General features: G+C 41.3%; 14 protein-coding genes. 1 reads left to right on the plus strand and 13 read right to left on the minus strand.

Features of this window, described 5'->3' with window-relative positions:
- Nucleotides 1–8 precede the first annotated feature (8 nt).
- The 8 genes from IPP86_12745 to gmd are packed head-to-tail and all read right to left on the minus strand — an operon-like array spanning nucleotide 9 to nucleotide 8,053.
- Nucleotides 9–764 (minus strand): phosphocholine cytidylyltransferase family protein, encoded by a 756-nt coding sequence (locus IPP86_12745; GenBank protein MBL0139374.1) that lies wholly within the window; start codon nucleotides 762–764, stop codon nucleotides 9–11.
- Nucleotides 765–769: 5 nt separating this feature from the next.
- Nucleotides 770–1,393 carry a gamma-glutamyl-gamma-aminobutyrate hydrolase family protein gene (locus tag IPP86_12750; GenBank protein MBL0139375.1) on the minus strand — a complete coding sequence of 208 codons (624 nt, stop codon included), beginning with the start codon at nucleotides 1,391–1,393 and terminating at the stop codon, nucleotides 770–772.
- 7 nt (nucleotides 1,394–1,400) lie between these two features.
- Complete coding sequence (locus IPP86_12755; GenBank protein ID MBL0139376.1) at nucleotides 1,401–3,767, minus strand: phosphoenolpyruvate synthase; 2,367 nt, start codon at nucleotides 3,765–3,767, stop codon at nucleotides 1,401–1,403.
- A 3-nt stretch (nucleotides 3,768–3,770) separates the two neighbouring features.
- Nucleotides 3,771–4,535 carry a class I SAM-dependent methyltransferase gene (locus tag IPP86_12760; GenBank protein ID MBL0139377.1) on the minus strand — a complete coding sequence of 255 codons (765 nt, stop codon included), beginning with the start codon at nucleotides 4,533–4,535 and terminating at the stop codon, nucleotides 3,771–3,773.
- A gap of 11 nt (nucleotides 4,536–4,546) precedes the next feature.
- A complete protein-coding gene (locus tag IPP86_12765; GenBank protein ID MBL0139378.1) occupies nucleotides 4,547–5,056 on the minus strand; it encodes an adenylyl-sulfate kinase in 510 nt (169 codons plus the stop codon).
- Nucleotides 5,056–5,982 (minus strand): glycosyltransferase, encoded by a 927-nt coding sequence (locus tag IPP86_12770; GenBank protein MBL0139379.1) that lies wholly within the window; start codon nucleotides 5,980–5,982, stop codon nucleotides 5,056–5,058. Before IPP86_12770 ends, IPP86_12765 begins: the two co-directional genes overlap by 1 nt.
- Nucleotides 5,983–5,997: 15 nt before the next feature.
- On the minus strand, nucleotides 5,998–6,948 hold the full coding sequence (locus IPP86_12775) for a GDP-L-fucose synthase (protein MBL0139380.1): 951 nt from the start codon (nucleotides 6,946–6,948) through the stop codon (nucleotides 5,998–6,000).
- On the minus strand, nucleotides 6,941–8,053 hold the full coding sequence (gene gmd, locus IPP86_12780; GenBank protein ID MBL0139381.1) for a GDP-mannose 4,6-dehydratase: 1,113 nt from the start codon (nucleotides 8,051–8,053) through the stop codon (nucleotides 6,941–6,943). The genes IPP86_12775 and gmd overlap by 8 nt, the downstream gene beginning before the upstream one ends.
- 307 nt (nucleotides 8,054–8,360) lie before the next feature.
- Between gmd and IPP86_12785 the strand changes: the two genes are divergently transcribed.
- A complete protein-coding gene (locus tag IPP86_12785) occupies nucleotides 8,361–8,945 on the plus strand; it encodes a non-canonical purine NTP diphosphatase (protein MBL0139382.1) in 585 nt (194 codons plus the stop codon).
- A gap of 4 nt (nucleotides 8,946–8,949) precedes the next feature.
- Here the strand turns inward: IPP86_12785 and IPP86_12790 are convergent, their stop codons facing one another.
- The 5 genes from IPP86_12790 to IPP86_12810 form a co-directional block, all read right to left on the minus strand.
- Complete coding sequence (locus IPP86_12790) at nucleotides 8,950–10,038, minus strand: undecaprenyl/decaprenyl-phosphate alpha-N-acetylglucosaminyl 1-phosphate transferase (GenBank protein MBL0139383.1); 1,089 nt, start codon at nucleotides 10,036–10,038, stop codon at nucleotides 8,950–8,952.
- Between the two features lie 125 nt (nucleotides 10,039–10,163).
- Nucleotides 10,164–10,709: a dTDP-4-dehydrorhamnose 3,5-epimerase gene (rfbC, locus tag IPP86_12795; protein ID MBL0139384.1), complete on the minus strand. Its 546-nt coding sequence runs from the start codon at nucleotides 10,707–10,709 to the stop codon at nucleotides 10,164–10,166.
- Between the two features lie 9 nt (nucleotides 10,710–10,718).
- A complete protein-coding gene (locus IPP86_12800) occupies nucleotides 10,719–13,133 on the minus strand; it encodes a polysaccharide biosynthesis tyrosine autokinase (GenBank protein MBL0139385.1) in 2,415 nt (804 codons plus the stop codon).
- Between the two features lie 3 nt (nucleotides 13,134–13,136).
- Nucleotides 13,137–13,886: a polysaccharide biosynthesis/export family protein gene (locus tag IPP86_12805; protein MBL0139386.1), complete on the minus strand. Its 750-nt coding sequence runs from the start codon at nucleotides 13,884–13,886 to the stop codon at nucleotides 13,137–13,139.
- Nucleotides 13,887–13,945: 59 nt separating this feature from the next.
- Entirely contained in the window at nucleotides 13,946–15,148 is a 1,203-nt protein-coding gene (locus tag IPP86_12810) for a glycosyltransferase (protein MBL0139387.1), read from the minus strand.
- Nucleotides 15,149–15,361 lie beyond the last annotated feature (213 nt).

A 15,361-nucleotide genomic window follows, 5' to 3' on the forward strand; every position in this document is an offset into this window, starting at 1 on the left:
AGATCCATTTATTTTGCCGGTATTGGAATCCAGCTTTTGCCTGACTCAATCAATTGCTGGCAAACTTGAAGATCATTTTCATTGTCGATTTCATACCATTGACCGGAAACAGGTACAGTTTGAATGTGAATTCCCGCTGAGATCAAACCATTCAGCAAACTTGTACAATCCAGTTTGTCGACTTTCGCATTGCCAAGTGTGTCGAGGTAATTGCGGATTTTACTCCAGCCTTGTGGAGTGATTTTCAACAAACCCATGTACTGACCATGTACCTGTTCAATACTGGTTGGTTTTTTTCCAATTTCAATCAGCAAACCTTTTTCATCCAGGATAAATGTCTCAGCATCTGAAAAAGGATCATCAAATCTTGCTTTCCAGATCTCAAGCCATTCAGTATTGTAACTGATTACAATATCACCTTCGGAGGAAGCAAGCGAATCAATGGTTGCTTTGGGATAAACAATATCCGAATAACTCACGAGTGTTGTTTCGGATTCAAGCCAGGAAGAAGCGCAACACAGTGAATACACCATGTTTGTTTCCGACCACCGTACGTTTTCAAAATAAGTAATCCCCTCGGCAGGCAATGTATTTCCGAGATAGCCTCTCACCAGTCCAATATCCGTGATTCCCGCTGCATGCATGCTTTCAAGGATCCATCCAAGAATGGGTTTACCTGCAAGCATCGTCATGCACTTAGGTTTGTCCGCGGTTTGTTGTCCAAGCCTTGAACCACGACCGGCTGCGAGAATTAGTCCCTTCATGAATATCAGGAATAAAATATTTTTTTGAAAATGGAAATGTCTTCCGCTCTTGGTTCAGGGTAACGTTCCGGATGCCAGAGAATTCCGGCAGTATTCAGTTCCTCGTGACGAAAAGCCTCACAACTTCCGTCCTCCGCTTCAAGCAAAGAGAGTAGAGGAGCGGATAGTTTTTTTATTCCAAACTGATGATAGGAGTTCACTTCACGGATGTTTTTCCATTCGGATTCAGCGATTCCTGTCGCATGCACCTTGTGACTCTGAACAACATGGCCTTCGATCTTTCCAATGCCGGAGCCATAATGGTGAGCCAGTAATTGCCCTCCTTTACACACTCCAAGGGTCGCGATGTTCCATGCGGAAGCATGCCGGATCAACTCCAGTTCGTAATTTTCACGCATCTGGTTGATGGGGTTGGGATCCACTTCGAACAAATCATTACCTCCTGACAGAATAATTCCATCCGGTTCAATTTCCCGGATATATTCCATTGCCGGAATTGTATACTGAACCGGAATGAGCAACAGATTACAGGCATTCGCAAAGGTGCCCCATTCGAGATCGAGGCTTGCCTGGATCTCTTTGTATTTATCGTAAATCGTAATACGTGGCGTGATCAGGATCTTTTTCATTCGTGAATTAATTAATGACTTTCACCAATTTGTTTCCACAATCAATTTCCAAAGTATTCGCTGTACTCCAGATTTTGTAATTGTTTTCCCCACAACCAATAATAGCCGGCAACCTTAATTCCGCGCAGCGTATTGCCATATGAGAATTCACGCCGCCATACAAGGTGATAAGTCCGGCAATATTTTTCGAGAAAAGCCAGTCGAACCCCGGGTCAGCGCTTTTGACACAAACAATTTTTCCTTCCAGCGAGGCATTGAACAGATGCTCCTGCGTCTCAACAGCGGCAATGATATTTTTATGTGTGATGTAGTTGGGCTCATCATTCCCGGAATAGAATTGATATACATCCTCCGGTTTGGTAATGAGATAAGGTAATTTAATGTTGAGCAAAATTGAATGCAGTGTTTTATTTTGACGAATGTTCAGTGTCAAAATATCTTTTACATCCCTTTCGTCAACTGCAGCGTATAATTTCATGAATACAGATACATCCGCGTGTGCCAGTTCTTCCTTACTCAATGACAAATGCTGACCAAATTTCGAAATCAATTCAAGAATATCACTCAGGCATTTTGTAAATATAAATTTCGAATATTCTCTTGCTTCTATGGCTGAACGGATGAAATCCAGCAATTGATGTGAATTCACACCAATCTTATTTTTCTTTAATGCCGCGTCCAGTTTGCTAAGCGACACTTCCGTGAATTGAAAACCGGAGTGGGTGGGTGCAGATCCCTGTGTTGTTCCATTTTTCCGAATGGTAAAATACTTGTCAAAGGCGACATCGTAACGATCCGATAAAATATCATACGTGCCCGGTCGGAGGTGTCCGTATTTTTTCAAAAAATCTTCACGGCTCATCACGCCATCCTGCAAATCATCGTGATCGGTTTTTAATTGCTTGGAAACAGTGTTCAGCTCTCCAAGAAATTGATCGTATTCCTGCAAACTGAATATATCCAGACTCAGACAGGATTTCAAAAATTGCATACCGATAAACGCGGCTCTCGCCAATCCTGCAAAGGGAAGTGTGCCGTAACGTTTACATTCTTCGATCAACCAGTATATTTTATCAACCTGGCTCATTCCGCTTTCCAGGATAGATTTTCTCCGGGCATCCAGCAGGTTAATCTTATCAATGTCTTTTTTATAAATCCCGTTCTCCGGATCAATGATTCTGTTTGTCAGTTCCAGTAATGCCAGTCGAAGTGTTTCGATTTCCGCATTACTGAATCCGTATTTAGCCAGCGTGGATATCCTTGACTCCAGATCCAGATTGTAACAGGAAAAAACAATATTGAATTCTATCTTATCATGATCCGATGGATACTGCTCCAATTGCCGGATATAAAAATTCGCAAGCTTATGAGATAATTCATCGGGAACACCTGCCGGGATGAATGAATTGAAACTGACCCGTACATCAACATAGGGTTGACCAAACAGGGAGATCAGCAGAGGAAAACTTCTGAGATTTTTATAGCCGTAATTGTTACGCTGGTACGCCCAGATAGAATCTGTAATCAGCTCCTTGTAAAGTGACAATGCAAGCATCCCGGGTTTCGTGCCGATGATTTCAGCAGGATTCCAATCCGGCATGATACCAAGTACAGTTTTCGATCCGTAAAGATTTGGATGCGGGAGATTCAGTTTCTGAACCTTCTTAAATATTTTCAGGAGGTAATCATTGTAATCCGCCGGTACAAGATCTTTTTTTACCGTCTCGGCAAGTTTTCGAACCTGGAAAAGTATTAAACGGCCACTCTTATCAATCGCGAATTCAACATCAATTCCGTTAATGCCGGTCAGGATTTCCAGTTCCTTAAGCAACGAAACTATTCTTTCCATTTCCGGGTTATCGAATTCTCCCGTATAATGCTTCCACCGGTAATACGTTTTCAGATTGGAACCACCACCACCCGTGACTGTGTCTGAAGCATTGTTCACGTCATCATAATTGATGACATAATAATCATTCGCCGTATCAAGATCACGAGAGAAGGCTACGCCACTCAATCGGATGTCGTTCACATGCTCCTGAACCAGAATTTGTTCGTTTCCGGTTTCATTACCGTAGGAGGAGATTACTTTATTAATCGCGTCAGAATAGACAGTTCTTTTATTCAGCGGAAGATTTCCTATGGATAAAAAATGTCCCGCGTTCGAGCTTTCGGCAGTATCTTCTGCTGTGGCAGAACTCCGAACTATAATGGAAGTTTGTTTTCCGAATTTTGCTTCAATCGATTCACAAATACTTTCTTGAGACCGACTCCATTCGGCTGTAGTAAACACAATAGCATCCAATACTACAGCGGAAGATAATTTTCCCCTGAGTGCCGCTAATGTTTCCGCTTTTGTTCCGAGATGGATCATCTTTTATTTTGTGCTCTTTGCCGTCCAGGCACGAGATTTATAAGGGACAACGATTTCAGGAAGCCCGCTGATTTCCTTTTCAATCATGGCGATGATCTTATTCCAGGTTTCAGGACCGGCCTGAGCTTGTATATCGTTAGTAGAATGCCATGCTCCCATATAACGATCGATGCTCATCACAACATCGTATTCCTGTTCCATGTAAACAACATCTTTAAACTTACCGCTGGCAGCAAGTGCCCTGCTCAATGTTTTAGTAAAATCTCCAGATCCTGAAGAAACACGTTTGAGATCAGGAACCATTTTGCGAATTTGATTTTCAATTGAAGTATGTAATTCGCTCACCTCTAAATTTCTCGGATTCCAGATAGCAGTGAAAAATCCTCCCGGCATCAGCACTCTTTGAAATTCAGTCAGACCTTTATTAAAATCCACCCAATGAAATGAAGAACCCATCAACAACCAATTTACAGAACTGTTTGCCAGACCGGTTTCTTCACCGCTTCCTTTTTGCCAGGTTACATTTTTTCCGGTGGTGTATCTTTTTCCTTCTTCACGCATCGCGTCATTCGGTTCAACCGCTGTGATGTGATATCCAAGGTCGGCAAGATTTTCTGTCAGCTTTCCCGTTCCGGCACCAACATCAGCGATTTTTAAATCTTTGAAAGAACATTCGGCATGTTCAGCAATATAACGGAGGATGACTTCTGAATATCCTGTCCGGTGCTTATAGCTTTCAGCTAATTTGGTAAAGTCCCCCTGTTTCATAATTTTTCGAATTAGAAATTAACTTTTTTGATGATCTCCGAAGCGAGTTTTGGTAACTCATTCATTTGAAATTCCTGAATAACCATGAAAGGTGATACAGGTTTATCAAAGGATTGGTTGACGCCTACAACATTTTCCATTTCTCCCTTCAAAGCCGCGGAATACAAACCTTTTTTATCGCGCTTAATCAATGAAGGCATCGGAATATCAAGATAAATCTCAAAATACTCCTGTATATGTTTTTTATTCCATTCCTGAATTTCTTTGTACAACGACATCGTTGCGCACACCACATGGATATTTTCTGAAACAAGAAAATGACAGAGTCGGCTCAGACGTCTTGCGTTTTCCATTCGCTCCTCAGTAGAATATCCTGTTGTGCCACCGAAGATTTCGCGCAAATGATCTCCATCAATGATGACAACATTCGGATACATTTTTTTTAATTGCGCATAAACTTCTTTTGCCAAAGTCGTTTTGCCTGAACCCGCGAGTCCTGTTATCCAGATCAGTTTTGTCATTAGCTGATCAGTTTTTTAAGTACGTTTCGGAATCGTTGAATTCGACCAGTCGCACTGATCGATCGAAAATAATCTTCCACTGATTTTCTAGCTTCAGCATTCTCTTCAAACTTTTCCGGGTAGATATAATTTTCTGCATGTTCCGACATGCTGAGTACTTGCTCAAGAATTCTGTGACTGGAAATACTGTTGGTGTAGTGCGTTCCACTCCCGTCCTGGCCAAAATTAATAGTAAGGGATTTTGCAGGATACAATGTCAGACCATTTCGTAAAAAGATGGAAGCATACCATTGAACATCCCAGGTATCTATTTTTCCATCTCTTTGGTCTTCCAGCATTTTGCAAAAATCACAGGAGTCGTTGAAATTGAATTTCGATTTTAATTTACGTGTCTCCAGTTCTGCTAATAACCTGTTAGTATCGGCATTGTAATGCTTCCAGGCTCTCGCCCAAGTTCCCCAACCCCATGCAGCACCTGTGGAAAGAAAATATGTTTTTTTCATTTCCTGCCGGATCGGGTAGGAGTAGGCTGATACAGTCATTACTTCTTCACGGTCCTTGTAGTATTCAAGAGCCTGATTACAATATTTCAGAAAATAAGGAGACGTATGAATATCATCCTCCACAATAATCGCATCCTTGTATGTTGAAAGAACACGGGAAATTCCTCCGTAAATAGATTTGGAGCATCCCTGGTTTTTGTCACTAAAATCAAGTGTGATTTTTCGAAAACGTAATTTTCTCTCAAACAACTTACGCGTTTCTTTCACCCGACGCAGTGTTTCATCATTTGCATCCGACTTTGGTCCATCGGCACAGACAATCAATTCATACTTGTCTGCATCTACATTGGATTGCAGCGCGTCAAGAGTTTTAAGCGTATGGTCAGGTCTGTTATAGACGAAAAGAACAACAGGAGCCGTCATTGAAAGAGAATTGATTTAGCGGGAAGCAAGTACTTGTTGTTCCAATGCATGTAAAAAATCCTGATAAGTATTTCGGATTCCATCGTGCAAACCAATTTCAGCTTTCCAGCCGAGTTGATGAATGCGCGTAGAATCAAGAAGTTTTCTGAAGGTTCCGTCCGGCTTCGATGTATTCAGCACAATGGAACCTTTGAAACCTGTAATATCCATGATCATTTGCGCCAATTCCGCGATGCTGATATCTTCGCCGAAACCAATATTGAGAAATTGTTTCTCATTATAATTTTTCATGAGGAAGACACAGGCGTTCGCCAGGTCATCCACATGAAGGAATTCACGTTTTGGTGTTCCGCTGCCCCAAACTTCTACTGTAGCATCGCCATTTACTTTCGCGTCATGAAATTTCCGAATCAAAGCAGGTAACACATGAGAATGCTCGAGGTGGTAATTGTCGTTAGGCCCATACAAATTAGTGGGCATAGCCGAAATGAAATTACATCCGTATTGATCACGGTAAGCTTCGCACAATTTAATACCGGCAATTTTAGCAATCGCGTAGGGTTCGTTTGTTTGTTCAAGGTATCCTGACAATAAATATTCCTCCTTCATCGGCTGAGGGGAAGCTTTTGGATAAATACAGGATGAACCCAGGAACAATAATTTTGTGACACCGCATTTATATGCTGAATCGATAACATTCAATTCAATGGCAAGATTGTCGTACAGGAATTCTGCCCGATAAATATTATTCGCCTGAATTCCGCCAACTTTCGCGGCAGCCAGGAACACATAATCCGGTTTGTTCTTTTTGAAAAAATTCAGAACATCTTGTTGATTTCTCAAATCCAGTTCACCGGAACCGGCGAGTAAAAGATTAGAGAATCCTTCCGCACGGAGACGTCGAACAATGGCGGAACCTACCATTCCGTTATGTCCTGCAACATATATTTTATCTTGCTTATTCATTGTAATTAAAAACCTTGTGTCCGCCTTCTTTCAAATATTTGTCTTTACGGAATAAATCCAGATCCGAAGTCATCATTTCTTTCACCAGCATATCCAAGGTATACACGGGTTTCCACCCTAGTTTTTCCTGAGCTTTGCGTGCATCACCGAGAAGTAATTCAACTTCAGTCGGACGGAAATATCTTGGATCGATTGAAAGTACCTGCTTTCCAACAGGCAATTGATATTCAGGTTTGGAGCAGGATTGTACAAATGCCTTTTCTTCCAAACCGGTTCCTTTGAATTCAAGTGCTATTCCTACTTCTAAAAATGCTTTTCGAAGAAAATCTCTTACAGGTGTTGTTGTACCTGTAGCAATCACAAAATCTTCCGGAGTATCCTGTTGCAGCATCAGCCACATCGCTTCAATGTAATCTTTTGCATGCCCCCAGTCTCTCTTTGAATCCAGATTCCCCAGGAAAACCTGGTCCTGAAGCCCAAGCGCGATACGTGCGACTGCTCTGGTAATTTTTCTGGAAACAAATGTCTCTCCACGCAATGGAGATTCATGATTGAATAGAATTCCATTGACTGCAAACATATCGTAAGCTTCACGATAATTCACCGTAATCCAATATGCATACAATTTGGCAACAGCATATGGAGAGCGTGGGTAAAAAGGTGTTCGCTCCGATTGTGGAACTTCCTGTACCAATCCATACAATTCTGAAGTAGAAGCCTGGTATACTTTTGTTTTCTTCGTCAGTCCCAGCAAACGGACAGCTTCCAGTATGCGCAATGTTCCAATACCGTCGGCATTGGCTGTGTATTCGGGAGTTTCAAAACTAACTTTTACGTGCGACATCGCACCCAGATTGTAAATTTCATCCGGCTGGGTTTCCTGGACGATTCTTATCAAATTGGTGCTGTCAGTCAGGTCACCATAGTGCAATTTGAATTTTACATTCTTCTCGTGCGGATCATGATACAAATGATCAATCCGGTCGGTATTAAATAGAGAACTCCTCCGTTTAATACCATGGACATAGTATCCTTTTTTCAGAAGAAATTCTGCCAGGTAAGCTCCATCTTGTCCGGTGATTCCGGTGATCAATGCGACTTTCATAGAAATTTCAGGTTCTGCCTCTGTTGAGCAAAGATTTTATACTTCTCAAAGATACAAAATAATTGCTCTTTAAAAGGCAATTCCCCGCCCTTTTGGCGCATGATTAAAGGGTTTTTCCACAGCTCTATTGTAAAAATATTGTCTTCGGAGACTGGCACTTTTCCACACTCAAATTGATTTTAGCACCTTTGCCCACAACTTCAACACATACACCCAAACAAAAAGCCCCCACACCCAAAATCACACTCACACTCACACTCACACTCACACTCACTCTCACTCTCACACCCCACACTCACACTCCATCATGAGGCTCGTATTCGCAACAAACAATCAACATAAAATTAAAGAAGTCGCCCATTTACTTCCGACTGATCTGCAATTGATCAGTCTGAAAGATATTGAATGTGATGACGATTTGCCTGAAACAGGAGTCAAGCTTGAGGACAATGCCCGTCAGAAAGCCCGTTATGTTCACGATAAATTTGGTGTGGATTGTTTTGCTGATGATACCGGTTTGGAAATTGAAGCCTTGAATGGCCGACCGGGTGTATATTCCGCCAGATATGCGGGGCCAGCTTGTATTGCGGAAGACAATGTACTAAAGGTCCTCACTGAATTACAAGGTGTACAAAACAGAAAAGCAAGATTCAGAACGGTGATCGCTCTCTATCTTAGTGATAAAGAATATATTTTTGAAGGCTCAATTGAAGGGAGAATTACAGAAGCCCCGGTCGGTTCTCATGGATTCGGTTATGATCCTGTGTTTGTGCCCGAAGGGGAACAAAGAACTTTTGCTGAAATGAGTTTAGAAGAAAAAAACAGATTTAGTCATCGTTCAAATGCAATACGCAAACTTTCTGATTTTCTTAAACAACACAGCATTGTCTGATCAATCAGACAATTTCCTTTTTCTTTTTCACCGTTCTCGCCGCATAGTAGAACAATGAAAACATGATCAGAATATAAATAGAGAAAATGATTGTGTATGTATGGGTCCAGTCTCGAAGGTATTTTTCAATAATCACCACAAGCAATAATGACAACAATGTCATAAACCAAAATACCATAGCGACTTGACGGTCACTCAGACCAAGGTATGCGAGAGCATGAGTCGTATGATCTTTTCCGCCTATAAATGGACTTTGTCCTTTCATCAGGCGATTGATCACAACAGTTGTGGTATCAATAATTGGCATTAAAAATACAATCAGTGGCAGCAATAAATTCCTGGCACTGATGAGATCTCCGGAAGGTGGTTCCGCGTTCCACAGATATTTTATACCTACTGCTGCCAGAAATACACCCAGGAACTGACTTCCGGTATCACCCATGTACATTTTTGAAGGATGCCAGTTGAAATAAAGAAAGCCGATCAATGCAGCCATTACACCAATCATAATCATAAAATAAACACTGCCGAATTCCTGGTGAAATACCATGACCGTCAGCGCAGAAAGAATAATGGAAATGGATACGGTGGTTGTTATCGCGTCCATGTTGTCAAGCATGTTCAGTGAATTCATGATTCCAACAACCCAGAAAATAGTAATCACATAATTCACGGGTTCAACATAGGAAAGTGTAATCTCTGTTCCTGTTACCATCAAAATAACCGCGCAGGTGACCTGGGTAAGAAATTTCAGAAACGGCTTTGTATTGTATGCGTCATCAGCAAGCCCAAGAAGAAACCCCAGCATCGTTGCAAGTAAAATTCCAATGAATTCCTTGCTTAGAAATACCTGGTTGCTGTCAAAGAAAATAGAGTAGGTGATAACCGATAAGAGATAGATAATGTAGAATGAAAAGCCTCCGACTGCAGGTTTTGACTGTGAACCCCAGCGAATGACCGTGTCATCCTGATTGCGGATGCCGAGTGTGCGTACAAATTTTAAGAAGAGCCGATTGATAAGAAAGGAAAATACAATGGATACGACGAAAAACAGGCCATACACTGTAACTAAATATTGGCCGGTTTGATTCATTGTGCTGGATTACTTTTTTGATTCTTATTGATGCCCAAAATTAGAAAATTTGATTGTAGTCACAATGGACATTGGTGATGGTTGATTTTTTGTGGGTATACAATCTGATATTAGTGGTGTTCTTATTAACGGGATTGAGGCATATACTCTCTCAGAGAAGGAAGTATTTTATCCTTTCCCGAAACAATTGGTTTGGAAACTTTCCAGTCAATATTCAATTCCGGATCATCAAAACGAATTCCTCTTTCGTGCTCTTTGCTGTAAGGACTGGTAACTTTGTAACAGAAAACAGTATCCTCTTCGAGTACTGAAAAACCATGAGCAAATCCCGGTGGAATCCACATCATTACCTGACTGGTTGAATTCAGTTCCAGACTGAAATGTCTTCCATAAGTAGGGGAGTCGGGACGAATGTCAACAGCTACATCCAACGCTCTTCCTTTTGCCACACGTACCAGCTTTCCCTGAGCTTTGGGATCTTGTTGAAAATGTAATCCGCGAATCACATTGATCTTACTGATGGATTGGTTGTCCTGAATAAACTCTACATCAATACCCGCGGCGAAGAATTGTTCTTTATTGTAAGATTCAATGAATGAACCCCTTTCATCATGAAAAATTGTCGGTTCAATGATAATCAATCCGGCAATCGGAGTATTTATAAATTTCATACCTAATGCTTAATTGCCTTTTATCCGCATTTTGAGACGGTCCCAGCGAGACATGTGTTTCTTTGCCTCATCATCATAGTAGCCATAACCGTAGCCATAACCATAGCCGTATCCATAGCCATAACCATAGCCATATTTGAACCGTGACATCTCAACTCCATTCAGTACTACCGCCATTTTAATTTTATTCTCATCAATGAGCTTGTTCAGATTTTGGATAAACATCCGTTTGGAATACTGTGCCCTGATGATATAAATCGGATAATCCGCGTTTTGAATAATTTCAACGCCGTCAGTTACAATTCCAACAGGTGGTGTATCGATAATCACCACATCGTAAATATTTTTCAGATAATTGATGAGTTCATTCATTCGTTTACTCAAAATCAATTCTGATGGATTCGGTGGAATTGGGCCGGCAGTGATGAAATCCAGATTTTTCAGATTGCTCTTGTTGATACAATTCTCCGGACTGTCTTTTCCGATAAGTATCGTACTCATTCCCCTTACGTTCTCAACGTTGAAACCAAGGTGAATCTTCGGCTTCCGCATGTCAAGGTCAATGATCATCACTCTCTTTTCAGAAAAGGCGATCACACCGGCAAGGTTGATGGCGACAAATGTTTTTCCCTCTCCTGAAATAGTGGAAGTGATCGCGATGACCTTCGCTCCCGGCTCATTGGAGATAAATTGTAAATTGGTACGAACAGAACGGAAGGATTCCGAAATCGCTGATTTTGGATTTTTGTCAACCAGCAACTGAGACACAGGAATTTCACTTTTGTATTTCGGAATGATACCCAGCAGAGATGCGTCTGTGTACTGGTTGATCTCATCCAATGACATGATTTCATTGTAGAAAAGGTATCGTACAAAGATGATCAGGAAGCTGATGATGAAACCCAAAAGCAAACTTCCGGCGATGATAAGTCGGCGGTTAGGGGATAAGGGTTCAGTCTGAACTTTACCTCTTTGAAGAATGATGTTATTGGTTACAACTCCGGCTTTCGTAATGGAAAATTCTACTTTTTTCTCCAATAACAACTGATAGAATTTCTGATTGACTTCGTATGTACGCTGAAGCCTTGACATTTCAGCTTCCTTGCCCGGCAATTTCATGAACCCAAGTTCGAATTCAGCGATACGATCATCAATGGATTTTATTTTTTCTACCAGCGATAGCTTGGCATTCGCCATGGATTTGATCAGAATTTTTCGCTGGTTGTCGATATCCAGATCAAGCGATTTCATTGCCGCGTTGGCATCTGTAGCCATGAACCCAAGATTCGATTTCTTGTCTTCCAGAGTCTGAATTTTTTCAACCAGATTTTGAATCAGATTATCCGTATATGTCCCGGCCAAAAGGGGTAATAAATTCTCCAGTTTGTCATTCGTAAGAATATCTTTTTCCAGACGATCCAATACAGCCATATCCAGTTGAATCGCGACACGCTGATCAATCATAGTATGAATGTGTTCCAATACATCATCCGCGTTTTTTGAAGGATCAATAATTTTATTTTCCTTCTTGAAAAGCTCGAGTGATATTTCCGAAATCTTCAGTTCATTGTCGATGGACTGGATTGTTTCGTTGATAAAGCCGAGCGATTTATTAGAACCTTCGGATTTTCTTTCTTTATCATATTCATCGTACTCCTCTGCCATGGTGTTTACAAAGTCAGCGGCTTTGTTGGCATTGTTGTCTTTGAAAGAAATTTTGATTGTTTGCGCATTCGGATTGAGAATCATCACCGATACAAACTGATAATATTTCTCAATCAGAGTCTCTTTATTATTAATGGTAAAGAAGAAAGGATTATCGCTGATTTTTTTCTGTTGCTTAAGGACGGTCTGGTAATCGGAAACTTTGATCCTGAAGCGGATTCCGGGATATGCATTCCATTCACCAATCGCACCTGCCCTGACTACATCCTGGTCACTCCAGCGGTAACGAACCTGGAATTGTTTCTGTGAATCAAAAGTCAGGTTGAAGCGGGTGTCGAGCAGGTTGGAATCCTGAATCTGATATTCCACAGTAAATGGAGCGTTCTTGTACATTTCATTGTCAAGAACATTTCCATGGAAATAGTAACTCACATCCATCTTCATGCGCTCGATTACACGTGAGATCATCACCCGTGAACGAAGGAGTTCGATATCTCCGGCAAGTTGATTGGAAGACCCCATCGCGTCCATGAATTGTGTGTTCTGCAGATTCAGGACAGCATTCGCGTTGTTTACCGTTCCGATTTTTAAAACTGTTTCAGACTGGTAAATAGGGTGGGTGTAACGGAGGTATAAATAAGAAAGTGTTAGAAAAATGGTGATGTTAATGAACAGAAGATAGAAATTCTTTCGCGCGATAATGGCGAATAATTTCAGATCAAACTCTTCATTCAGGTTCGATATTTTCTTTCTGCCCATCGATTAGTTTTTCACAAGATTCAAAACAAGTAAAACCGCCGTAATAATGCCTACCACTGGTGTAAGTTGCTGGAAAACTCTTTGTTTGTAATCCGGTGCTGCTTCAATATAGATAATGTCATTGCTGAGAATCCTCAGCTCTGAATCTTTTAAACCCTCAAGCGTATACACATCCGCTTTGTAAATTTTCGGATTGTGTAAATCACCTCTGATAATTTTGATTTTATAGGCTTTACTGTTCTCCGTGAGTCCGCCTGAAAGTGCCAGTGCTTCGAACAAACTGGTGTTGTCATTTTGCAGATTCACCAGCACACCATGTCCGTTATCTCCCTGGAAAACCAAAACATGCCGGTTCGTGACCTTTAGAATGACAAATGGATCGTTGTAGTATTTGGAGTACATACCTTCCAGAAGTGTCTGGGCGGCGCGAATATCCTGACCAAGCAGATTTACATATCCAATAATCGGAAATTTCACCATGCCTGAATCATCCACTACATAGGAGAAGTTTTCATACATATTTGTAGTGGTCATTGTATTCTGGGTGATGTCAACCAGGCGAAATCCATCATTACTGTAAATGTGTAATTCGAGCTTATCGTAAGGCTGAATCAGGTATGTTGTTTTGGCCCCCGAAGCAACGGTATCCCTGGAATATTCATAGTCCTTTGGAGTTTGAAACATTCTGTTGGGCGCCAGGGAACGGCAACTGCATAAAAGTCCTAGTACACAAATAAAAAGGAGGTTCCGCATGTGTTGTTTATGTTGACAAAAATAGGATTTATTAACGAATTTCCCAGAAAATAATACCATTAGCGCTTCGACCGACGACTTGCCAATAAATCGTAATAAAGGCCTTTCATTTCCTGGACAAGTCTGGTATAATGAAATCTTTCTTTCACAAGTTCCCAGCCGTGTTCGGATAAATGCGAACGGAAATTATCGTCTTCCAGCATCCTGGTAAGCCCGTTTGCAAACTGGTCAAGATCGTTGTTGGCGACCAACAATGCGGTGGAACCTGAGGCGACGATATTTTCAATGCCACCAACATCCGTGGTGATGATCGCTTTATTTCCAGCCTGCGCTTCAATCAGACTTACCGGTGTACCTTCATTCAACGAAGTGAGGGCAATAACATCAAGCCCCGAAATGGCTACATCGACTTCATGAATCCAACTGCAAAATGTTACCGTTGCTTTCCTGGATTGTTGTGGGAAATAAGTATGATCCAGCTTTAGTTCATTGCAAAGATTGATGAGATGCGTTCTTTCTTCTCCGTCACCGATCAGAAAAAAACGTACTCTTTTGGTCGTGTTTTGTAAGGCTCTCGCAGCAGCTCGCAGAAAAAGCGTGTGGTTCTTAACCGGCACCAGCCGGCCAATGATTCCAACAGCAATTTCATCCGCTTCGAGCATATATTTATCTCTGAAAATCTTCCTCTTGTCTGATATCTTTTCCTGAAATCTCGACAAGTCAAACCCCAATGGGATTACTTTGATTTTGGAAGGGGGACAGACCTTATGAATAGTACTCAGCTCAAACTTTTGACGATCGCTAATTGCTATGATAGCGGAACTTCTGGCCGCGAGATACCGCTCAATACCAAGAAATAATTTTGTTTTTAAAGGATGAAAGTAGGAGTGAAATACATGCCCGTGAAAGGTGTGAACAATCACCGGAACATTTTCCCGGATGGCTGCCAAACGTCCAAGCGTTCCGGCTTTTGCGGCATGCGTATGAACGATATCCGGTTTAAATTCCCGAATAATTTTTACAATTTTTCTGTATGCAGCGTAATCCCTTACCGGATTTAAGGAACGATGCATCTCGGGAATTTTCCGGTAAGAAAGTCCCATATCATGCACGATGAAATCCGAACTCTCTTCAGAATCCTGCTTTGTACCTGCCGCCAACAAAGTCTCAAATTCCGGAGCCATGTGCTTCGTCAAAAGAGCTGCGTTAAAGGTCGGTCCGCCCAGATTTAATCGGTTAATAATTCGTAAAACACGTGGCACAAAGACGAATCGTTTAGGAATCGGGCAAATATAAAATAAGCATTCATACTACAGGATGACTTTTTGCCAATGATCCCGAACTGTAGGTGAATAAGTCTTCTGTCAGAGGCTGATTTCGGGATTAAATTTCCATAAACTGCTGAATGTTAAATATATGACTTTGCAAGTCCGGCTATTTCTTTCAGTTTAAAATCATCTTTCCATCCGTTTATT

The sequence above is a fragment of the Bacteroidota bacterium genome (genome assembly GCA_016720935.1).
GTDB lineage: Bacteria > Bacteroidota > Bacteroidia > AKYH767-A > 2013-40CM-41-45 > JADKJP01.

Bases quoted from the DNA above. Each gene is read 5' to 3' on its own strand.
- IPP86_12745 (MBL0139374.1), bottom strand. From the start codon at position 764: ATGAAGGGACTAATTCTCGCAGCCGGTCGTGGTTCAAGGCTTGGACAA.
- IPP86_12750 (MBL0139375.1), bottom strand. From the start codon at position 1,393: ATGAAAAAGATCCTGATCACGCCACGTATTACGATTTACGATAAATAC.
- IPP86_12755 (MBL0139376.1), bottom strand. From the start codon at position 3,767: ATGATCCATCTCGGAACAAAAGCGGAAACATTAGCGGCACTCAGGGGA.
- IPP86_12760 (MBL0139377.1), bottom strand. From the start codon at position 4,535: ATGAAACAGGGGGACTTTACCAAATTAGCTGAAAGCTATAAGCACCGG.
- IPP86_12765 (MBL0139378.1), bottom strand. From the start codon at position 5,056: ATGACAAAACTGATCTGGATAACAGGACTCGCGGGTTCAGGCAAAACG.
- IPP86_12770 (MBL0139379.1), bottom strand. From the start codon at position 5,982: ATGACGGCTCCTGTTGTTCTTTTCGTCTATAACAGACCTGACCATACG.
- IPP86_12775 (MBL0139380.1), bottom strand. From the start codon at position 6,948: ATGAATAAGCAAGATAAAATATATGTTGCAGGACATAACGGAATGGTA.
- gmd (MBL0139381.1), bottom strand. From the start codon at position 8,053: ATGAAAGTCGCATTGATCACCGGAATCACCGGACAAGATGGAGCTTAC.
- IPP86_12785 (MBL0139382.1), top strand. From the start codon at position 8,361: ATGAGGCTCGTATTCGCAACAAACAATCAACATAAAATTAAAGAAGTC.
- IPP86_12790 (MBL0139383.1), bottom strand. From the start codon at position 10,038: ATGAATCAAACCGGCCAATATTTAGTTACAGTGTATGGCCTGTTTTTC.
- rfbC (MBL0139384.1), bottom strand. From the start codon at position 10,709: ATGAAATTTATAAATACTCCGATTGCCGGATTGATTATCATTGAACCG.
- IPP86_12800 (MBL0139385.1), bottom strand. From the start codon at position 13,133: ATGGGCAGAAAGAAAATATCGAACCTGAATGAAGAGTTTGATCTGAAA.
- IPP86_12805 (MBL0139386.1), bottom strand. From the start codon at position 13,886: ATGCGGAACCTCCTTTTTATTTGTGTACTAGGACTTTTATGCAGTTGC.